General features: G+C 46.3%; 20 protein-coding genes and 1 pseudogene. 4 read left to right on the forward strand and 17 right to left on the reverse strand.

Going from position 1 to position 21,424, the window contains the following annotated elements; translation table 11 throughout:
• Nucleotides 1-155 precede the first annotated feature (155 nt).
• The 14 genes from AC3A8L_RS06230 to AC3A8L_RS06295 form a co-directional block, all read right to left on the reverse strand.
• Complete coding sequence (locus AC3A8L_RS06230) at nucleotides 156-377, reverse strand: zf-HC2 domain-containing protein (protein ID WP_487961370.1); 222 nt, start codon at nucleotides 375-377, stop codon at nucleotides 156-158.
• Nucleotides 374-1,030 (reverse strand): sigma-70 family RNA polymerase sigma factor, encoded by a 657-nt coding sequence (locus AC3A8L_RS06235; protein WP_487961371.1) that lies wholly within the window; start codon nucleotides 1,028-1,030, stop codon nucleotides 374-376. The genes AC3A8L_RS06230 and AC3A8L_RS06235 overlap by 4 nt, the downstream gene beginning before the upstream one ends.
• A gap of 24 nt (nucleotides 1,031-1,054) precedes the next feature.
• Nucleotides 1,055-1,504: a SufE family protein gene (locus AC3A8L_RS06240; RefSeq protein WP_487961372.1), complete on the reverse strand. Its 450-nt coding sequence runs from the start codon at nucleotides 1,502-1,504 to the stop codon at nucleotides 1,055-1,057.
• The gene (sufT, locus tag AC3A8L_RS06245) at nucleotides 1,504-2,040 is read right to left on the reverse strand and encodes a putative Fe-S cluster assembly protein SufT (RefSeq protein ID WP_487961373.1); all 537 of its coding nucleotides are present in this window, start codon (nucleotides 2,038-2,040) and stop codon (nucleotides 1,504-1,506) included. Before sufT ends, AC3A8L_RS06240 begins: the two co-directional genes overlap by 1 nt.
• A gap of 70 nt (nucleotides 2,041-2,110) precedes the next feature.
• A complete protein-coding gene (locus AC3A8L_RS06250) occupies nucleotides 2,111-2,497 on the reverse strand; it encodes a HesB/IscA family protein (RefSeq protein ID WP_487961374.1) in 387 nt (128 codons plus the stop codon).
• A gap of 42 nt (nucleotides 2,498-2,539) precedes the next feature.
• A complete protein-coding gene (locus tag AC3A8L_RS06255; RefSeq protein WP_487961375.1) occupies nucleotides 2,540-3,781 on the reverse strand; it encodes a cysteine desulfurase in 1,242 nt (413 codons plus the stop codon).
• Complete coding sequence (gene sufD, locus AC3A8L_RS06260) at nucleotides 3,771-5,102, reverse strand: Fe-S cluster assembly protein SufD (protein ID WP_487961376.1); 1,332 nt, start codon at nucleotides 5,100-5,102, stop codon at nucleotides 3,771-3,773. The genes AC3A8L_RS06255 and sufD overlap by 11 nt, the downstream gene beginning before the upstream one ends.
• Nucleotides 5,102-5,851, reverse strand: coding sequence for a Fe-S cluster assembly ATPase SufC (gene sufC, locus AC3A8L_RS06265; protein ID WP_487961377.1), 750 nt, complete (start codon nucleotides 5,849-5,851; stop codon nucleotides 5,102-5,104). The genes sufD and sufC overlap by 1 nt, the downstream gene beginning before the upstream one ends.
• Nucleotides 5,852-5,932: 81 nt before the next feature.
• Entirely contained in the window at nucleotides 5,933-7,372 is a 1,440-nt protein-coding gene (gene sufB, locus AC3A8L_RS06270) for a Fe-S cluster assembly protein SufB (protein ID WP_487961378.1), read from the reverse strand.
• 18 nt (nucleotides 7,373-7,390) lie between these two features.
• Nucleotides 7,391-8,560: an IscS subfamily cysteine desulfurase gene (locus AC3A8L_RS06275; protein WP_487961379.1), complete on the reverse strand. Its 1,170-nt coding sequence runs from the start codon at nucleotides 8,558-8,560 to the stop codon at nucleotides 7,391-7,393.
• 91 nt (nucleotides 8,561-8,651) lie between these two features.
• Complete coding sequence (gene iscR, locus AC3A8L_RS06280; RefSeq protein ID WP_487961380.1) at nucleotides 8,652-9,131, reverse strand: Fe-S cluster assembly transcriptional regulator IscR; 480 nt, start codon at nucleotides 9,129-9,131, stop codon at nucleotides 8,652-8,654.
• Between the two features lie 68 nt (nucleotides 9,132-9,199).
• Entirely contained in the window at nucleotides 9,200-10,039 is an 840-nt protein-coding gene (trmJ, locus tag AC3A8L_RS06285; RefSeq protein ID WP_487961381.1) for a tRNA (cytosine(32)/uridine(32)-2'-O)-methyltransferase TrmJ, read from the reverse strand.
• A 179-nt stretch (nucleotides 10,040-10,218) separates the two neighbouring features.
• A complete protein-coding gene (locus tag AC3A8L_RS06290) occupies nucleotides 10,219-10,860 on the reverse strand; it encodes a CBS domain-containing protein (protein WP_487961382.1) in 642 nt (213 codons plus the stop codon).
• Between the two features lie 142 nt (nucleotides 10,861-11,002).
• Nucleotides 11,003-11,446: a glutaredoxin domain-containing protein gene (locus AC3A8L_RS06295; protein ID WP_487961383.1), complete on the reverse strand. Its 444-nt coding sequence runs from the start codon at nucleotides 11,444-11,446 to the stop codon at nucleotides 11,003-11,005.
• A 354-nt stretch (nucleotides 11,447-11,800) separates the two neighbouring features.
• Between AC3A8L_RS06295 and AC3A8L_RS06300 the strand changes: the two genes are divergently transcribed.
• The 3 genes from AC3A8L_RS06300 (at nucleotide 11,801) to AC3A8L_RS06310 (ending at nucleotide 16,319) form a co-directional block, all read left to right on the forward strand.
• Entirely contained in the window at nucleotides 11,801-14,620 is a 2,820-nt protein-coding gene (locus AC3A8L_RS06300) for a leucine-rich repeat domain-containing protein (protein ID WP_487961384.1), read from the forward strand.
• Between the two features lie 282 nt (nucleotides 14,621-14,902).
• Nucleotides 14,903-15,427, forward strand: a complete 525-nt coding sequence (abiEi, locus tag AC3A8L_RS06305; protein ID WP_487961385.1) for a type IV toxin-antitoxin system AbiEi family antitoxin — start codon at nucleotides 14,903-14,905, stop codon at nucleotides 15,425-15,427.
• Nucleotide 15,428: 1 nt separating this feature from the next.
• Complete coding sequence (locus tag AC3A8L_RS06310; protein WP_487961386.1) at nucleotides 15,429-16,319, forward strand: nucleotidyl transferase AbiEii/AbiGii toxin family protein; 891 nt, start codon at nucleotides 15,429-15,431, stop codon at nucleotides 16,317-16,319.
• 127 nt (nucleotides 16,320-16,446) lie between these two features.
• On the opposite strand, the gene AC3A8L_RS06315 is transcribed toward AC3A8L_RS06310, so the two are convergent.
• The 3 genes and pseudogenes from AC3A8L_RS06315 to AC3A8L_RS06325 all read right to left on the reverse strand — a co-directional run bounded on the left by AC3A8L_RS06315 (nucleotide 16,447) and on the right by AC3A8L_RS06325 (nucleotide 19,714).
• Nucleotides 16,447-16,581 (reverse strand): glutaredoxin domain-containing protein, encoded by a 135-nt coding sequence (locus AC3A8L_RS06315; RefSeq protein ID WP_487961387.1) that lies wholly within the window; start codon nucleotides 16,579-16,581, stop codon nucleotides 16,447-16,449.
• Between the two features lie 67 nt (nucleotides 16,582-16,648).
• A pseudogene (locus tag AC3A8L_RS06320) lies at nucleotides 16,649-17,845 on the reverse strand (NAD(P)/FAD-dependent oxidoreductase); the annotation flags it as partial.
• Nucleotides 17,846-17,863: 18 nt separating this feature from the next.
• Complete coding sequence (locus AC3A8L_RS06325) at nucleotides 17,864-19,714, reverse strand: LodA/GoxA family CTQ-dependent oxidase (RefSeq protein ID WP_487961388.1); 1,851 nt, start codon at nucleotides 19,712-19,714, stop codon at nucleotides 17,864-17,866.
• Nucleotides 19,715-19,959: 245 nt separating this feature from the next.
• Here AC3A8L_RS06325 and AC3A8L_RS06330 point away from each other — a divergent pair, with 245 nt between their 5' ends.
• A complete protein-coding gene (locus AC3A8L_RS06330) occupies nucleotides 19,960-21,423 on the forward strand; it encodes a DUF3108 domain-containing protein (protein WP_487961389.1) in 1,464 nt (487 codons plus the stop codon).
• The last annotated feature ends 1 nt before the right edge of the window (nucleotide 21,424 follow it).

The following is a 21,424-nucleotide window of genomic DNA, read 5'->3' on the forward strand; positions in this document are numbered from 1 at the left end:
AACGAAGGTAAGGATGTCGATATCAAGCATTAGTGGATGAAATATTGTTTCCTCGCCCCTAACCTAAAAAACTTAATTGAGAGGCAATAAATACACGCTCCCTTGATGTGCACTACACGATAGGTGGCTCAAGGGGCTAGCCTCTAGCCAGGCAGCTACCCCTTATCCCCTTCACTCGAATCGCTATCCTCTTTAGACTCGCCGTTATTCCCCCTAAACGCCTCCATCGCCGCGCTTAAGCTAGTCATGTTTTTGGAAAAATTTCGGCATGCGCTACACAGAAGAAGATGTGTTTTCATCTGCATTTTTTGTGTAAGCGTTAAACGCTTATCTTGCGCTAACGACGATAATTCTGACGCTTTACGACAACTAATCATTGCGTGCCCCGTTTGAAAAAACGTCCTAGGCCCATCGATTGCCTAGGGCCTTCAGGCTCCAACCAATGAGTCGATAGGCACTTTTGCAGCGCCATTCGGGCCCGGCAAAGCAATGCATGCAGATTGCTCTGGGTTATCCCCACTTGGCCACAAATCTCCTGCGTACTTAAGCCTAAAAACTCACGCATCATGAACACACGGGCCTGCCTAGCAGGCAGTTTGTTTAGGCACAACTCCAACACCAACATAAACTGCTGCTGCTTTAAGCCGCTCTCTGGGCACTGCCAAGCGTGTGGCGCAACCTCAGCTTGCCAGCGCCCATCCTCTTTGAAGTTTTCATCGAAGTCTAACGATTCGGTTTCCGGTGCACGCCCTTGTCGCCGAAAAAAATCGACCATTTTATTTTTCAAAATAGCAAAAACCCAGCTTCTAAATGCTGCACGTCCAGAGAATTTCTGCAAATTTTTTACCGCGCCAAGCAGTGCATCCTGCACCAAATCTTCGGCGATAGTTTTGTCCGGCAATTGTGTCGATGCGAATTTAACCATGTGGTCACGTAACTGCGACATATACACCACATCATTAAAGTGATGCCCAACTGACACCTCAGCTTCGACATAACGATTCGCCTCAGCGGCCCCGCTTGCACTCATAAATTACTTCCACAAAAAAGGCGCTTAATGTGCGCCTTTTGCAACTTCTTGAATACGCGCCACCATCGCACGCATGCCACTGCCCCGTGTTGGGCTTAAATGCTTAAGCAACCCAAGGGATTCAAAATACTCATCAATATCAAAAGCCGATATCTCTGCCGGCGCTTTGTTGTTATAAGCAGCCAATACAACGCCCAGTAAGCCTTTTACAATAAAGGCATCACTATCCACCCAAAAACAGAGTTTTCCATCCACAATATATTCTTGAATCCACACCTGACTTTGGCAGCCACGAATCAGCTGATCATCCGTTTTAAAGGCAGCATCCATAACCGGAATTTCTTTACCGAGATCAATAATATACTTATAACGCTCCTCCCAAGTATCAAAAAAGGATAACGTTTCTAAAATATCATCAGCGCTAATACTTACACCAAAGGCTGTTGGTGCAGCGTGAGAAGTTTCGATAACCATTAAAAGAATAGCCCCGTTTCAAGTTGCGCTTCTTCGCTCATCATTTCGCGACTCCATGGCGGGTAGAATATCAGTTTTACATTCACTTTTTTAACGTTGGGCACCAAAGCCACGCGGTATTCAACATCGCCGACTAACACCGGCCCCATTCCACACCCCGGAGCCGTCAATGTCATTTCAATATTAACATCGCCCGTTTCTTGGTCGACATGAACACTGTAAATCAAGCCTAAGCTTCGAAGATTGACGGGGATCTCTGGATCGTAAACAGTCTCTAAAGCATCCCAAACTTGCTCTTCGTTTATTTTCCCATCACCGGCATCATCAAAGCTAAGCTCGTATTTTTCTAGCCCCAACGCATCGGCATCAGTGCCGTCTACGCGAATCATATTACCCTGATAAACAATGGTGTAGTTACCACCGAGCGACTGCGTAATCGTGACAAAATTGTGCGCAGGAATTGTGACGACATCGCCTACAGGCACAAGACGACCCGGGCAATCCCGCACAGTTGATACCATTCGTTGTTCAGACATATATTTACCAACATTAACCGCTATCGGTTCTACAACTATTTACTGTTAACTGTAATGCCAACACTTTTCGCTAAACGCTAAAGCTTTCGCCACACCCGCAAGCATCTTTAACATTGGGATTATTAATCACCAAGTTTTTATTCACGCCTTCCGTTGTGAAATTAATGACGGTGCCTTGCAGCGCGCCTATATGCTTCGCATCGATAAAGAGTGATAAGCCGTTGGGTAATACTTTTTGAATATCGCCCTCTTCCTCGCCATCTACTTCATCGATAACATATTTAAAGCCGGTACAACCCGCTTCTTTCAAGGTCACACGAATGGCTTTTTTACCCGATTTAACAAGCACTCGAGAAAAATGCTCTGCTGCCGCATCGGTAACAGTTAATACGTCTGCCGACGAAAAACTTTGAACACCCGCTGTTGATGTCGATGATGCATTACTTGGTTCGGTCATAAGACAACCCTCGCAGTTAACTTAAAGCAAGCTTTAAGCAACCTATAGTAAAAACTGCTTAGCTTTTTCCAAGCCAGCAAATAAACGATCAATATCATCGCGCGTATTATAAATAGACAAGGAAGCGCGCACAGTGCCCGGAATTTTAAATCGGGTCATTAACGGTTGAGCGCAATGATGCCCTGTTCGCACCGCAATACCTTGCTGATCAAGTAGCATACCCACATCTGAAGGGTGTGCGCCCTCTAACAAAAAGCTAAAGGCGCCAGCTTGATACTCCGCCTGCCCAATGCGCTTTAAACCAGCACACGCTTGTGACTTCTCAATGATATAAGCCATTAAATCAGCTTCATGTGCCGCAACTTGCGCGTGATTTAACGTGTTTAAAAAATCAATAGCAGCGCCCAGGCCAATCACACCTTCAATATGCGGAGTACCCGCTTCGAATTTAAACGGTAAACCATTAAAGGTTGTACCTTCAAAGCTAACGGTTTCAATCATCTCGCCACCGCCTTGGTACGGAGGCATGCTTTCTAATAAAGCTTTTTGCCCCCACAAAACACCAACACCGGTAGGGCCAAATAATTTGTGACCGCTAAAAACATAAAAATCACAGCCCAAGGCCTGAACATCAATCGGGAAGTGCGCTACCGCTTGGGCGCCATCTAACAGCGTTGTTATACCTTTAGCTTTCGCTTGAGCAACCATAGTTTGAACAGGGTTAACGCTGCCCAAGGCATTAGAAACATGACTTAACGCTAACAACTTAACCTTATCGGTTAACAGTACTGTAAAAGCCTGCTGATCAATATCACCGGTTTCCGTTAAAGGAATAGGGATAACCTTAGCGCCTTTCTTTTCGGCCAAAATTTGCCACGGCACAATATTAGCGTGATGCTCTAATTCAGAAACCAGAATCACATCGCCTTCGGTGATGTGATTATTCCCCCACGAGTGCGCCACCAAATTAATGGATTCGGTAGTGCCACGTGTCCATAAAACCTGCTCGGTGCTAGGACTATTAATAAACGTCGCCACTTTTTGACGTGCGGCTTCAAAAGCGATGGTGGCCTTATCGGCTAAGGTGTGGGCACCACGGTGTACATTCGAGTTATAACCGGTGTAATACTCAGTCACTGCATCGATAACCACTTGGGGCTTCTGTGTCGTGGCCGCACTATCCAGATACACCAACGGCGAACCATTAATATCTTGATTTAAAATAGGGAACTGCGCCCTAACAGCATTCACGTCAAAATCCACAACCATGGTTTTAATGCCCATCAATTGGCGTTAACAGGTGCTGCGCTAACGCGGTATCTTTAGCAAAGCGGCCGGCAATAACAGGGCGTAAATAAGTAATGATTGCCTCGTTACCTAGCTGCTCGATTAACTCATTAATAAAGCCAAAGCTCAGTATCACCTGTGCTTCCTCTTTGCTAATTCCGCGAGAACGCAAATAGTACATCGCAAGGGGGTCTATTTTAGCGATGGTGGCACCGTGTGCACAGCGTACATCATCCGCATAAATTTCGAGCTCTGGCTTGGTATTCACCTCGGCCTTTTCGCTGGTTAATAAGTTTTTATTACTTAGTTCTGCCAGCGTCTTTTGAGCATCTTTATGGATATGAATACGGCCATTAAACACGGCACGGGCACTATCGCCAATAATGCCGCGAAAAATCTCGTTACTATTACAATGCGGTACTTTATGTTCGATGCAAGTATGGAAATCGGTCAACTGATTATGGCGCGGTAAATACACGCCATTATTTACTGCTTCACCGCCCTCACCTTCAAACTGAGTGACCACATCAACGCGCTGAAGGTTTGCACCCATCGCCAAATAAAAGCTATTTAAGCGCGCATTTTTTTGTACGTGACTATAAACGCCACCCACATGAAGATTCTCTTCACTTTCTAAGTGCAAACGGTAATGGTTGCACTGGGCATTTTCACCCACAAAAAATTCGGTAATGCTATTGGTTAAAACAGTAGCGCCTTCGCGGCTGGTAAAATGCTCTACCAACGTTGCGCGGCTGCCTAGCTCTTGAATCCACAAAACCCGCGCCGTTGCCATACAAGCATTAGCCTGCGTAGAAACATTCACAATATGCACAGGCTGTTGTATGTCAGCATTTTTAGCGACTTCAACAACAAACCCTTCAACAGTTGCAGCCGTATTTAATTCGCCAAACAAAGTGGCATGCTCGCCCGCCGCTTTATTGAAATACTTAGAGCGCACCTCTTCAGAGGCATCCGCTAATGGCGTAATCACTAAGCCCGTCGGTAAAGTGTTTAAATCGGCCGATAAACCCGTCTGAAACTGGCCGTCAACAAAGACGAGATCCAAAGCATTGAGCTGGTCAATACTATAAATGGCCGCCAAACCCTCTGTATTAGGTAGCGCTGTGGCTGCAGCAATAAAGTTGCCATCGGCAATCGCTTTAACCGGCGTGTATTTCCACGCTTCCGTTTTACGGGTTGGCCATTGGCGTTGCGACCAAGCTTCGCGCGCACGTGTTTGTTCGGCCTCATTGATAGAGGTTGCGGTGGCAAGTGCTAAACCCTGCTCTATAGCAGTATGTTTTGATACGGCGGTCATTAGGCAGCCCCACCTTCCAACCAACCGTAACCTTTCTCTTCTAACTCTAACGCTAGTGATTTATCACCCGATTTCACAATTTTCCCATCGGCTAAAACGTGAACAAAATCAGGCACAATGTAATCAAGCAGACGCTGGTAATGCGTTACTACAATAAACGAGCGATCGGGGCTACGCAGTGCGTTAACGCCATTTGCGACCACCTGCAAGGCATCAATATCCAAACCCGAATCGGTTTCATCGAGAATGGCCAGCTTGGGCTCAAGCAATATCATTTGCATTAGTTCGTTGCGTTTTTTCTCGCCACCGGAAAAGCCTTCGTTTACGCCTCGCTTTAAAAATTGCTGATCAAGATCAACCGACTTACAGGCTTCACGTGCTTTCTTCATGAAATCAACGGCATTTAAAGCGGGTAACTTTCGGTGTGCTCTTATCGCATCAACCGACGCTTTTAAAAATTCCATGTTGCTTACACCCGGAATTTCTACGGGGTACTGAAACGCCAAAAACAAGCCTTCACGGGCACGCTCTTCGCATTCTAATTCGAGTAAATTTTTGTCTTCAAAACTAACACTGCCACCGGTCACTTCGTAGCCATCGCGGCCGGCCAATACGTGGCCCAAGGTACTTTTACCTGCGCCGTTTGGGCCCATTATTGCGTGTACTTCACCGGGATTAATCGTTAGATTTAAGCCTTTCAATATCGTTTTTTCAGCAACGCTGGCTTGTAGGTTTTCAATTTTCAACATAAATAAGTTCTCACAATGCGGCCGATTAATCATTCAATCGCCGAATGCCGCGCATAGCACGCAACATTATAAAATTAATAATTAACCGACTGAACCTTCGAGGCTAACTTCCAATAACTTACCGGCTTCTACTGCAAACTCCATGGGCAGCTCTTTAAACACCTCTTTACAAAAACCATTCACAATCATTGAAACGGCTTTTTCGGCATCTATGCCTCGTTGTTTGCACAAATACAGTTGGTCTTCGCTCACTTTGGACGTTGTCGCTTCGTGCTCGATAACCGCATTGGGGTTTTTACTTTCGATATACGGGAAGGTGTGCGCCGCACATTCGCTACCAATTAATAAAGAATCACATTGCGTAAAGTTACGCGCGCCATCGGCACCGGCATTAAAGCGCACCAAACCGCGATAAGCATTCGAGCTTTTACCCGCCGAAATACCCTTACTAATAATCGTTGAGCGCGTATTTTTACCGATATGAATCATCTTGGTGCCGGTATCGGCTTGCTGATAGTTATTGGTAAGCGCCACGGAATAAAACTCACCAACGCTATTGTCACCCTTCAAAATACAGCTAGGGTATTTCCAGGTTACCGCTGAACCTGTTTCAACTTGCGTCCAAGAGATTCGAGCATTGGTATGTGCGATGCCACGCTTGGTCACAAAATTGTAAATACCGCCTTTGCCTTCGGCATCGCCGGGGTACCAGTTTTGTACCGTTGAATATTTGATTTTGGCATTATCCAAACACACCAATTCAACCACCGCCGCATGTAGTTGGTTTTCATCGCGCATGGGTGCAGTACAACCTTCCAAGTAACTCACTTCACTGCCTTCCTCGGCAATAATGAGTGTGCGCTCGAACTGACCCGTTTTAGCTTCGTTAATACGAAAATACGTCGATAGCTCCATCGGGCACTTAACGCCCTTAGGAATATACACAAAAGAGCCATCACTAAAGACTGCGCAATTAAGTGCTGAATAAAAGTTATCTTTAACCGGAACAACAGAACCCATATATTTTTTAATGAGCTCGGGGTATTCATGTACCGCTTCAGAGATAGGGCAGAAAATAACACCCGCTTCTTTTAAGTTTTCACGAAACGTAGTGGCGACCGAAACCGAATCAAACACCGCATCAACCGCTACACCGGCAAGCATTTGCTGCTCGTGCAACGGAATACCAAGCTTGTTGTAGGTATCGATAAGATCTGGATCAACTTCATCGAGGCTTTTAGGGCCATCGGCCATGCTTTTAGGCGCCGAGTAATACGATATTTCATTAAAATCGATTTTAGGGTATTGAACATGGGCCCATTCGGGCTCTTCCATTTCCAACCAAATTTTATACGCCTTTAAGCGCCACTCAAGCATCCACTCTGGCTCGTTCTTTTTACCAGAAATGAAACGAATGACATCTTCGTTCAAACCAGCCTCTAACGTATCGGATTCAATATTCGATACAAAGCCCGCTGAATACTCTTTGCTGATGGCATCGTCAATTTGTTCTTGCGACATAATAAAGGTACCTAATATTTATCGTCTGGCGCGCAGTGTAGTCACTGTCGCCACAATTTTTTGCGCTGCGTACTCAACATCCGCCACACTGGTATAGCGGCCAAAACTAAAACGCAATGAAGCGTGCGCTAATGCAGGTGACACCCCCAACGCACTTAATACATACGAAGGCTCTACACTGGCCGATGTGCACGCCGACCCTGTCGAAACCGCTAAGTCGCGCAAAGCCGTTAATAATGTTTCACCATCAACACCCGCGAAACTGAGATTAACAATGGCGTCGATAGCTTCAGCTTCATCGCCATTACGAGTCACGTCGGTTAAGGACGTTAAACCCGCCAAAAATACTGTACGCAACTGTTTAGCATGCGCCATATCCTGCGCTAGCTGTTTTTGTGCAACTTCAGCGGCCAAGCCCAAGCCCACGATTTGATGCGTGGCTAAAGTCCCGGAACGCATACCACGTTGATGACCACCACCGTGAATTTGCGCGCTTAAATTCACTTGCGGGTCGCGCTGCACATAAAGCGCCCCCATCCCCTTAGGCCCATAAAACTTATGTGCCGATAAAGACAAGGTATGCGCGCCCAGAGCTTTCACATCCACCGGTAATTTGCCAACGCTCTGCGCTGCATCCACATGCAAAAACACATTGTGATTACGGCAATATGCTGCAATTTCAGCAATAGGGTTTACCGCGCCCACTTCGTTGTTCACATGCATTAGGGCTACGATTATCGTATCGTCGCGCATGGCATCTTGTACTTGCGCCAAAGTCACTACACCGTTTTTTTGCGGTGTAATATAGGTGACTTCAAAGCCGTTTTTTTCTAAATAAACACAAGGGTCTAACACCGCTTTGTGCTCGATGGCCGACGTAATAATGTGCTTACCTCGCCCTTCTACGCCTTGCTGCGCAAACGCTAAACCTTTTAACGCCAAATTGTTGGACTCAGTCGCGCCACTGGTCCACACCAAGCTTCGTGGGTCAGCATTCAATAGCTTGGCTAACTGGCCTCTCGCTTTCTCTACCGCGGCCTCGGCTTGCCAGCCAAAAAAATGCGCTCGCGAAGCCGGGTTGGCGAAGTTGCCCTCTTTGGTCAAACAACTTGCCATTGCCTTGGCCACTTCCGCATCAACAGGCGTGGTAGCGGCGTAATCGAGATAAATGGGTGTTTTTGGTTTCACTGTGTTTTTACAACGCTGTTAAATCTACTTCGAATTGTGCGATTTTGTGCCCGACAAGCGTTGTCGCTGCCCGTGCGATTCTTAAAAAAACCTACAACGGAATGCTGATCATTTGCTCTAGCTCAGATACCGAATCCTCAGTTTTAGATTCGTCGCACTGCTCGGCTTTGTTTCGCTTTGCAACCAAGTCAGCTAGGCTGATGCGACTAAGAAACTGATGAATTTGCTTACTCAGGTCATCCCATAAATAGTGGGTTAAGCAGACTTCACCCTGCTTACAATTACCCTTCCCCGCACAATTTGTAGCATCAACCGACTCATTCACCGCGTCGATAATTTGTGCCACAAAAATGTTCTCGAGCGGATGCTTTAAGCGGTAACCACCACCCGGACCGCGTACACTCTTGACTAAATCGTTTTGCCGCAGCTTGGAAAACAACTGCTCAAGGTAAGACAAAGAGATGTCTTGCCGGCCAGAAATATCCGCCAAACTCACGGGACCATTGGTACTAAACAAGGCCAAATCGAGCATGGCTGTTACAGCATATCGGCCTTTTGTCGTTAAACGCATAGATGTCGCCTCTCTTCTCAGGGGCGAATTATCGAATAACCTAGTAATTCAGTCAAGTATTCAACCGGTTAGCTTGCTGACGTATCCTCGCCTTTCAGCTCCGCAAGCTGTCGCTCTAGATCGGCAATTTTATTACCGCTGTGAAAAACGTAGTTCTGTGTTGCCGTAAGCACACCGCGCAGAATGTTCATTTCCATCTGATCGGGGCGAACACGGCCATACAAACGGCGCAGGCGCGTTAAGGTTTGACGAGGATTACCCTCTTCCAAAAAGCCCAACGTTTCTAGTGTTTTTTGCAGGTGCTCAAAATAGTGCTCAATATCTTGCTGCGACGCTGGTGGCATATCCCATTCATCAAAAGAAATAGGTTTGCCCGCTTCGGAGGCTAAAGCACTCATGCGGATTTCGTACACAATTACCTGCAGCGCAGCCGCGATATTCAGCGAGCTATAACCCGGATTAGCCGGTATATGTACGTGATACTGGCATTTGTGTAGCTCTTCATTGGTTAAACCACGGTCTTCGCGGCCAAACAGTATCGCCACTTCGTGCTCTCTGTTTTTCGCTTCGCTATAAACCTTATCGCCACATTCACGCGGACTAACAAGCGGCCAAGGGATACGACGCCCCCGGGCGCTAGTGCCCACCACTAAACGGCAATCGGCAATGGCTTCATCTAGCGTTTCTACCACAACGGCTTTTTCGAGCACATCCAACGCGCCGGCCGCACGCCACTGCGCTTGATCAGCAGGGAAATCTTTAGGGGCTACTAACACCAAACGGGACATGCCCATGTTTTTAATAGCCCGCGCTGCCGCGCCAATATTGCCTGGATGTGAAGTATTCACCAACACTATACGAATGCGGTCAAACTCTGGACGAATGCGATCTGGCTCAACCGAGCTCATAGTCAGTACCCCAATAAAAAAAGTCGCTACCGCGTTGCGGCGGCCAAAACGGCGCCTAAGTCCACAACAGAGGTCAGAAAAAGGGGCGCGATTCTACCAGAAGACGCTCAGGTTGTGTGGTCTTTGATCAGTTGAGTTGAGGGAAAGGAAACGAGTGCCTGCCCTAGCTTTACTTTTTATTAGCACCACAACGATAGCGGCGGGTCGGCGGTAACGCACTTAAGCACATCGGTTCTTGAGACTATGCCTAAGACGCACCCCGCCTCATCAACAACAGCCATAGCATCTAGCTTATGTTCAACAAGGACAAATGAAATTCGCCTAATATCCGTTACCACCGCTGCACTAATTACCTGTTTATTATCAAGGAGAAAAAATTCAACAATCTTCGAATTTAGCGCTAAAGCTTTATCATTGACTTCAAGTAAAGCCTGATAAAGGTCACGCCTAGATAATGAAGCGATCAGCCGGCGATCTTCGTTAATAACCGGCATCAGTTGATAAGGGTTTTGCTTAAATATTTCATACGCTTGCCGCGGTGTATAAGTGGCCAATAAACTTACAACCGGTTGACTCATTACTTCATAGGCATGGTAAACAGCTTCGCGCGATTCGGTTTTCCTGATCATTTGATTATATTGTTTCAGCGCATTGGCAGAAACGCCATGCTGAGTCTCTGCGGCTGGTGTTGCACGCTCATCAAAATGATTAGGCTTTAAAGCGGCAATAGTTTCGCTGGCTATTGTCGTTTTTTCTACACGCCTTAATTCTTCTAAACTTCCAGAAAAAACTCTTTTTTGCGGTGAGTAGATATAAAACATAGCGCTAAACTCCCAATAATTTTAGACGCTGCAGAGAATTAAGGGATATATGCGATCAAGGTATACTGCAAAGCGCAGCTACCCCTGTGCGCCGGCCTGCACCGCACCGGAATACAGTACAGATATATTCCCACACACAAACCTACTGATAAATCCGCTCAAAGCCAGCCTCACTAAAGCCATTCATCTTGCGCCCATCAACAAGAATCAACGGCACCCCCCTACCACCGAGCGCTTTGTGCCGCGCATTGGCGGCGGGGTCGGCTTCTATATCGTATTCGGTATAGGCAATGCCATGCTTAGCCATATAACGGCGGGCTTTTTTACAATACCCGCACCAAGTAGTTGCATACATTTCTACATTTTTAGTGGCTATAGGCTGATCCGACACACCAATGTCCGCGGACTCAAAGGTATTAATTTTGGTTTCGACTTTTTTAACCGTGCCGCCAGCTTTGGCGACTGCGGTATCGTCGGGGCGGTCGGTGTAGTGCTCTTTACCGTTAGCGTCTGTCCATTGGTAAATATCGGCGTAACCATACGTGGCTACACATAGTGCGGTAATACAACACAAAAGTTTTAGCATGATAATTCCTTAGGCCTCTCGATGTGCAAGCAAGTTTATAACGGTAACTATTCAGCCATGCTCAAATAGGCCGGCAAATTGATCATTTTCTGGGCCGCTCAAGCCATCCTTGGACGCTATGCAAGCGTTCCCGACGCTTGAATGCCCAGAAAATAATCAATTCACCTTTTTCGAGGGCATTATTTCGAGCCCACCTGAATAGTTACTTATAACGACTCCTTCAAGATAGCAGCATTAGCGGTACGCCATTGCTATTGACGTATTTCACCCATCCTGACCAGCTCTTGATCAGTGAGCAATTAGGTGTAAAGTCGCTCATAATATACAGATTGAGTTATTAAGGATTTATCGCTTATGCGTTTTAGTTTTTTAGCCTTATGGCTGTTGGTATTATCGGGGTGTGGGAGCTCTGGCGGCGACACCACCTCTTCGGCTTTGAATCGATCATCCAGTGCTGGAACGAACAGCTCCACAGCAAGCTCACTAGGGAGTGAAGGAGCCGCACCACTATCTAGCTTAACCTTTGATGATCCCGTATTTGCACAGTGTGTGATGCGATCTGGAGTTGAAACGGTAGCTGAGCTGAATAATTTAAAGTGTGATTACGAAACCCTAATTACGTATATTACAGATTACGACTACATCACACTAAAGATTACATCGATCAAAGGGATTGAGCAGCTAATATCACTGGAGACTCTTCTGCTCACTGGTACGGAATTGATAGAAGCTGACCTTTCTAGTAATCAGGCACTGACAGAGGTAATTGTTTCGGACCCAAAGCTCAATCAAATTAATGTGAATGGACTGGCAAGCCTAGAAACATTGATTGTTGCTAGAGGAGAAATACAGGCACTTGACCTAAGCCAGAACCCCAACCTTCAAGAATTAACGATCGACGGCATCCCCTTAAGTCAAATCGAATTAAGTAACCTCAAAGATTTGAGAAAGTTGCACCTCCGTGGAACGCTCATCTCTGACATAGATTTTAGTGGCGTGACGGGAATTATAGCGCTAGATATTTCATCCAGCCCTATAGGGCAACTAAACCCCGAGCACCTTAAATCCCTTGAAGAATTCACCCTTGGTGCTGATGATAAAATATTTAAACGAATGAGCCGGATAAACGAGGAAGGGAAAACCGTTATTATCAGCAGTACTGACGTGGCGCTAGATAAGCTGAAGTCGCTTAGTATTCGCGGTGGTGAGTTTAAAGCGATCAACCTGTCCGCGGCAACATCGCTAGAAAGTTTTCGACTTGATGGCTCGGTCATTGAAAACTTCGATTTGATGTTTACGCCCAATTTAAAAGCACTTACCCTTTGGGGCTTGTATAACCAAAAACCTTCAGCACTCACTATTAATGGCATCTGTAATTTAAACCAGCTCAATCTGGAACATGTTGATGTAGAGGCACTAAATTTAACACCGTGTAAAAACCTACGTATTCTCGAATTGTTGGATGGTAGAAATGTTGGAGCTCTAGATCTGAGCGAATTAAATCATCTAGAAGAGTTATGGCTTAGAGGTAATGATTTGAGTGCCTTATCACTGCCAACAAGTGACTCGTTTCAAACATTTGGATTAACGGACGATCAACTCCCTTTGGTTAGCCTAAAAAATTCCCCAGCGCTCACGGATGTCAATATTGACCTCCCTATATCGAAAGATCATCAGATTGAATTAGGGGATATCCGTAAGATTGAATACCTCGTAGTCGATGGCGGGGCTCTGTCGAACACTTCGCCCTATAATTTTTCGAACCTCACGCAATTATATATCTCCGGCAGCGATCTTGGTAATCTAGATCTTAGTCTAAGCTCAAACTTAGAAGAGATTTATATCAGTAACTATGACCAAGGAGCATTAGACACCTTACGGCTCCCTGCAAATGGGGCACTGCGTCAGTTATATGTTAAAGCTGATGACTTAAAGACCCTTCATATTGATAAACTAGAGCAACTAGAAAGCGTGAGTTTAAGGCTAAGCGCAGATAGTGAGATAGACCTAACGCAGGCAACTTCTATGACTTCGCTAGAGCTTGATGGCTTCTCTAGTGTCTACTTGCCGATTACGGCCCCACTCAGGGATTTATCTATCTTCAATGGCACAGGAATATCACAGTTAGATTTAAGCGAGTACTTAGCGCTTGAAAGCTTATTAGTTACAGGGAGTGATGTCACCCATATTGACTTGAGCAATAATCATCGTATGCAATATGTTGAAGTTAATAACACAGCGTTAGAGAAAATTTTGCTTCCTATACAAAGTGATAGTGCAGAGCTTAGTGTTCGTATTGAAGGTGATAGAAATATTGACATTCTGAATATCGCACCCCTGACTAGCTTAGTTTTACAAACAGGGCCTGAAACCGATATTGATTTATCCAACACATACCGCCTTAAGGTGCTATCGGTTTGGAATATTGGAAAGATAATACTACCTCCCGATAATGGTTTAGAACTATTAGCCATTGAGGGGAGCGATTTTGAAAAAATTGATATTTCTGATTACCCAAAGCTAGAAACTTTATCTTTACACAGCACTGGATTGAAGAGTGTGGAGATAAATAATAGTCGCCTTAAGCAAATTGCACTATCTGGCTTAGAGCTAGAGCACATCCATTTAGGTAACCTGCCCTTATTAAAGGAGTTGAATATTTTTGATTCTGGATCTTCAGAAGTAGACCTTTCGGGCACGGCTAACATTACTGACCTCAGGCTGTCTGGCATTGCCTTTAAATCCGAGCAACTTGAAAACATGCGCTTGCTAGAATACTTAGATTTAAAAGATTTACCTATAGCTTCACTGACTTTACCCAATGATGGCAAGCTTAAGAGAGTTAACATACATGATGGCGACTTAGAGGCTCTAAAAATCGGTCAGCAGCTCAGTTTAACCCATCTGTTTATCGCCTTACCGAAGCTTACCAATATCGATCTCAACGGTTCATCTAACCTAAAGACACTTAGGCTTTATAATTCATTATTAACAGATCTAGACTTGCCAGAAAATCATTTTTTGACAGACCTGACTCTTTCTGGAAATCAGCTAAACTCATTAAATTTAGGCGGGCTGAACAATCTTGAAAGTGTTCAAATATTCGGTGAATCAATACCCTGTGAAAATATTATTTATGATGGCGATATACCCATTAATTGTGTTCGGATGTAAGGGACGAGGATATATTACATTATCCATTAATACTTGCTCTCTACGTCCTCACCTTCGCCACTCGAAGCGTTACATACCTTAGCCCCGACCTATAGCTCTGGCGTGCACCTCTGCTACCTAAAGGGTTCGCAGGGCTTACCGCCACCAGCCAACACACGCGCATGCACTATCAACTGGTCTACAATAAACCACCCTAAGGGTTATTTATTGTAGACCAATGTTGCGACCACCAGCATTCAAGTCTACAATAAATCACGTATTTGGTTATTTATTGTAGATCACATGACAAAAACTGACAGACTGCTTGCCGTCTTTGCCGGCACCATTGAGGCCGGCGGGGGGATTCATAGCGCTCCAGAGCTGGCTTTTATGCTGGGAGAAGCTTGCAATCCTGCATTCATTAAATTCTTGGCCGATGGTGTCAAAAAGAGAGTCCTAAGAAGAGTCGCTCAAGGACTGTATGAAAGTACGCTAACCCCTCCAGAGCCCGAAAGCGCGGTCTATAAAATAATTAAAAAACTGCGTAGTGGCACACTGAACTACATCAGCTTAGAAAGTCAATTAAGTCATACCGGAGACATATCTCAAGTTCTTATGGGACGGGTGACTGTGATCACAAAAGGGCGAAGCGGGATCTTTTCGACACCCTACGGGGTTATTGAGTTTACGCACACCAAAAAGCCAATCAATAAGATTGCGCCCAATCTGTATTTTGATGAAGATATCAATATGTATAGGGCAACAACCACACAAGCGACAACCGATTTAAAAAATTGCCGTCGAAATATGCACATGCTGGAGACCTAAAATGCTAAAAGAGCAGATTCGTCAAATTGTTAGAGCCAACCCAGCTTATGCCGCGTTAACACCGGTGATAGAAAAAGAAATTCTTCACCACGACATTATGGATGTCATGGTGAAACAAGGGGCAATGCAAGCGCTGACCTTTATCGGTGGAACGTCCCTACGAATGTGCTACAACAGTGCGCGCTTGTCTGAAGATCTCGACTTTAATGGTGGGCATGATTTTAAACCCTCTCAATTTAATGGCTTAGAGTTAGAAATCCAGAAATACATCCAAAATAAATATGAAACCGATGTCTGGGTCAACAAGCCCAAAGAGGACAAACAGGGCGACACATCGTCTTGGACAATCAGCATCATCAAGGAAGCTAACCGGCCCGACTTACCGCGCCAAAAAATGCATATTGATGTATGTGCAATTCCATCATTTGATGTGGAAAAAAGGCCGCTCTTGAATCATTACAATATTGTGGTGCCCACTGAGGGGTTAATTATTCCAGTGCAATCCCTAAGGGAAATATTGGCAGACAAATTAATTGCACTTGCCTATCGAGCACGAAGAATTAAACCCCGAGATATTTGGGACATTGTCTGGATAAAGCAGCGCGGAGTTGAACTCTCTGTGGAATTGATTAATAAGAAGCTAGCCGCAAGAAACAAGCAAAAAACACACTTTATCGATGCATTGACTATTCAACGAGACAAGTTAATGCAAGATGACGAAGTACATGAAGACTTCAATATGGAAATGAACCGCTTCATCCCGAAACTAATCAAAGAGCGCACCGTCGATAACCCCGAGTATTGGACGTATGTGCAGACTGAAATCAATTCTATTGCATCAATTTTAATCAATGATGATGCCCCTAAAAAACAGTTTGATATGGGGCTTTAGGGCATAAAAACTGATAGAAAACTGGCCTTGAGCCCGTAAAGAAAAAGCCTTTAACATAAAACCGACTGAGGCCTCATAAAAAATCCACTCAAAACCAGCCTCACTAAAGCCATTCATCTTGCGCCCATCAACAAGAATAACGCCCCCCTCCCTTACCACCGAGCGCTTTGTGCCACGCATTGGCGGCGGGGTCGGTTTCTATATCGTATTCGGTATAGGCAATGCCATGCTTGGCCATATAACGGCGGGCCTTATAAGTCATTTTTATCGCGCGTTTGGTGCGCCAAGGGGATGCGTAGACTTTGATGGTTCAACTGCTGTTTTTAGGTTTAAGCCACTGTAACCGCCACCCCTTGCAATCCGACCTGCCGATTTCGCCAAAAAGCATTGCGCGCAAAACGTTTTGGACCTTGGTAGGTGGCTTGTAAGTGCGAAAGGTAGCGCTGGCTTACGGCCTGCATTTCGGCACAGTAATTATTGCGGGCTGCATCGCTATCACACAATCCTGCGCGAATGGCATTCGCTGCCGACTGCGCGGTAGCCAGTGCATGAAACAACCCTTGGGACGATATGGGGTCGAATGTCATTAGGGCATCACCAACGGCCAGAAACCCAGGCGCGACTGTTTTTAATGCCTCTAGGTCCATTAGCGACGTACCCGCTGGGCGAAAATGTAAGGGCAATGTTTTAGCCGCTGAATTTTCCTTGTGGTTATTATTTTGAAAAAGCGCTTTATACGGTGCTAACACCGACGTTAATAGCGACTGAAAATACGCCATGCGGTAAAGCTGATTAACCGACGTTAGCGACTGCCGAACGGGGTCTTTAGCATCAAAGTGATAAGCCAGCACGCGTAAATTAAGCGGTGTTTTAACCGTGTACCACCAGCCCTGTTCGTCTGCCGCGATACGCATAATGGTATCTTCATCTTCAGGCGGGCTAGGCAAAAAAGCATGGGCGCAAATTAACGCATCGTCTTTGCTTTTTTTCATACCGAGCTTTCGCGCGACATGGGCACCGCGGCCCGTGGCATCGATCAATACTGGCGCCCGGTAGGCGTGCATTACATTGCTGCGGTCAAAACATTCCACTAACCACGCTGAATCACACGCTATGGCACTGCTAAGCGGCTGCCCCCATGCGAACTCGGCGCCGGCTTGGTGCGCCCCCTTAAACAGCATGTGCTCGAAGGCGCGCCGGTCGATGTGCCAGCCGGGGCCTTGCGGATCGCGAAGGCCATCTTGCCAAGCGGGCATGGTGCTATCCCAAGTGGCTACCGCAGCACCACGCTGATGGTGGTTATCGTCGTTAAAAGCGCGCCATAAATCTAATTTGTGCAGCAGCACGCGCGCGGCCCCCGGCAACGATTCACCAATGCGCAACTCGCTAACCGGAGCGAGTTCGCGCTCAATAATCAGTACTTTTAAAGCGGGCTGCTCAAGTAATAAATTACGCGCAAGTGCCAAGCCCGCTGGCCCTGCACCCACGATGATGACATCCCTTTCCATTCCATTATTCAGCATTTTAAACGCTCTTTGATTAACCTATTTTTCGCTAGGTTTGCAGCTTGCCACATCGCGCATTTCACTATCGGTGTCCAAGCGCTCGGCGTACGTCATGGCTTCACCACCGCGATCTTCCACTTGCATAACGGCCGGAAAATCGGGATCGCCATCAACCCCTTTACGCACCTCAACAATGCCCATATCGGGGAAGCCATCAATCATATTGGCGATTTGATTCATATAACCCGCACCCAAGGTACGATCCCAATCTTGGCGATTATTAAAGGCCGCCAAACGCTGCTCACGGGGTAAAGCGGCATCCATCACGGTTTTGTAATCTTGCTCACTCAGCACTTGATTGGGCACCCGTGCCGGCCAAAATGTCGGTAAGTAAGGGTCGTACGCGCGATCGTAACCCGAGCGGCAACTGGCAGTATCAGTTTGCCACGGAATGGCCATCCAGCGGGTAATGGACCCCGGTGATTGCGCCCACAACGGGCCGTTATAAGACAGCGCCTCTTGCGAGGTTAATGTACTGCCAAAACGGGGCTCGGGGTTATCGTCGGCACGGTGGCGCCAACGGTAGGGTTCGCTGTACATACTGGCGTGGCGCACAGGCCATGTCATTTCACAGCCCGGATGGAAAGCATCGGCTAAGCAAAATTCCAACGCCGCACGGTCGAGCATGGCCGGCTGCTCGCTAACGGGCACATCATTAAGCTTGCGTGGTGGTTCGTAGCACGGGTCGAAATCTGCCACAAAATGGCCATCGGCCCAATAGCCTAATAGCGCCAGCTGTGTTTCGGTTAAAGCAGTCATCGCTCGCGGCGTAGAAGGCATGGGAATATCCATGGCATCGCCGTATATCCAGGGCCAAGGTTTCATGGAGATGTCACCATCGGCGGGGTTACGGAAGGCATTGGCGGTAGTGCGGCGCAGCTCGGCATAGGTTGCACCGGGTGCCGCGAGTTTTTCTAAATATTCAATATTTAAATAATCATTCGGTGCGCCATAACCAAAGCCTGCAGCAAAACCGGCATTCATCCATTGCAGGTCGGTCATGGCTTTAAAAATGGGAAATATATCGTGCTGAAAAGACGGCTTCGTGGGTACCGGTAACTGCCCCGCCCGAATAGCAAGGTCGGTCATTAGCGCATACATGGTGCGCACCGATTTTTGCTGGGGGCCATAATTTGGCGGCGCAACCACCACCCATGCCGGCGCTACATCTATTTCGCGCTCGCCCAGTTTTAAAGTTGCCCGCACAGGGCCATCACTGGTGTCGTCGTACCAATTATCGTTATTGGCAAAAGTTGTGGGTGGGCAACCGCCGAGCGATGCCGATTTACCCAAGCCACCGAATACCCGCAATCGCCCTTGGGTATCGGTTTGTAATTCACCTAAAGGCACTTCTATTTTACAAAACTCACCACTGTTAAATTGATAAGCGCTGCCCGAAGCCGCAGGTTGCGCAATAGTGCGCGCGCCAGGCGTTATGGATAAAGACGCCCTGTCTTTAATGGTGGCATTGCGCAAAGTGGTGGGCGGCGCCGTTGCCGCTTCGGGGATATCTAACGCTAGCTCGAAGTTATACCAAGCCGCCTTATGGTTAGCCAGCTCAACATGCCACTCAATGGCGGCATCATCCATTGTTAATTCGCGCACCACTTTGCCGTGTGCGTCGTAACCGTAAATACGAAACTCAGCCACTTCACGCTTTAGCGCCCCGCTCCCATCGCGGTAAAAACCCGCGTCTTGTGGTAGCGGATCAACTACCTGCGGGCCAATATAAAAGCCATCGCCTTTGTCGGAGTTCCCCACGCGAGCAATACCAATAGCTGGGTGAATTTTGGCACTAACAATGCGGTCGTCTAAGTGAATCGTCGTCATAAAGCGATCTCTGAGTGTCGTGGAAAATAAGAACCATCAAGTGATAGCTGTTATACACAAGGGCTTTTTAGACAGGTAGGTATTTACAAGACAAGAAGTGGATATAGTGAGCCAATTGTTACTCGGCTTCGCACAAAAGGGTTTCAACGTATAATCGGCGACCAAAACCTATATTTGGTAACACAAACCGGATATTCACTTTGTAAAGTAACCGTGTAGCCAATCATACACAGCAGGAGAGACCAATGAAGTACTCATGGATACCACTAGCCACAACACTATTACTTTCAAGTGCAGCCTTTGCCGACAACAAAACCCCCACGCTAGGGCAGCAATTAGAGCAAGCCATCTACGCCGAAGAAACCCTAGGCGAGCTGGATAAAGCCGCCGTACTGTACGAAGCTATTATTCAGCAAGAGCTCAGCAATAAAAGCATCACGGCCGAAGCCTTAGCGCGATTAATTGAGTGTCAGAAAAAACAAGGCAATATAGAAGCCGCTAGAACTAACTTTCAAAAAATAAAGGCTGAATACGCCGAGCACACCAGCTGGGTTAAAGCCGCCGAGGTCACGTTAGGGCTGAGTACATTTTCAGAGCAGGACTTACTGCCGGTACCGTGGGTGGATGGCGAGGCGCTGGCCTACAATAAGCTAGCGTTTAATAAGAACTTAAACAGCTACGCCTTCCAAGTAAAAAAACGACTACCAAAGTACTCATCAGAAATAGATATTGCCTGGAGCACCGAGTTATCGTTATTTACGGTAAGTAACCAACATCAAGAATATTGGCAATATATTGCTGATGAAAAAACAAACCATTTATTAGTTAGCGATGTAAAAACACTACATCACAAGGGCAAGCAGTTTATCGCCCAAGACGGGAGTTTAATGATAAAAGATTTAGACCAAAATACAGAATACAGCTTCCCTAAAGGAAAGTATGACTACGATCAAGGCATAGTCAACGATGTTATTCGTCGGCTACCCCTAGCCGAAAATTACCAAACAACACTGCCTTTATTTCAAAATATTCAAGCGAGTATTAAGGTTGTTGCCAGCAATGAAAAAGTGGAAGTACCCGCAGGTAAGTTCAACGCATACCACGTTAAAATTGACTTTCTTGCTAACGGCGCACCTGCGGCCTTTGCGGAAGCCTGGATCAGTAATGACGAAAACCGCTATTTAGTAAAATATGTGATAGGCGACATGCGCGATGAGTTAGCCGCAGTATTAACAAATAAAATTGATTCACCGAGAACACATACCGACGCGAAAGGCTTTAGCATTACACTGCCTGCAACATGGTTCGCTGTTTATAACAACTTTACGACACCTAAAGATGGCGGTACACATCTACAACCATTGAAAACATTTGAAACCGGTGCAGATATTCAAGTACTCAACCGACCCGATGTCGACTGGAAAAATGGCAATATGGATATGGTTGTGGAACATATAAACAGCTGGGATTACGGTTGGCTTAAATCCTACAAACATAGAGAAGATAGCGTAGAACACTTTGAATTGGGTGAATTACAGGCTGTTCGTTTAAAAGCCGATGTCGTGTTCAACAAAGAACACATGACATTATATCGAGTGGTAATAGCGCACCACCCCGATTTTGTCCTATTTAACTTTATGACACCAACAGAAGGCTTTGAGGATAGAAAACCCACTTACGACAGTATTGTTAACAGCCTAGAATTCTAAT

Source organism: Marinagarivorans sp. (assembly GCF_982758155.1).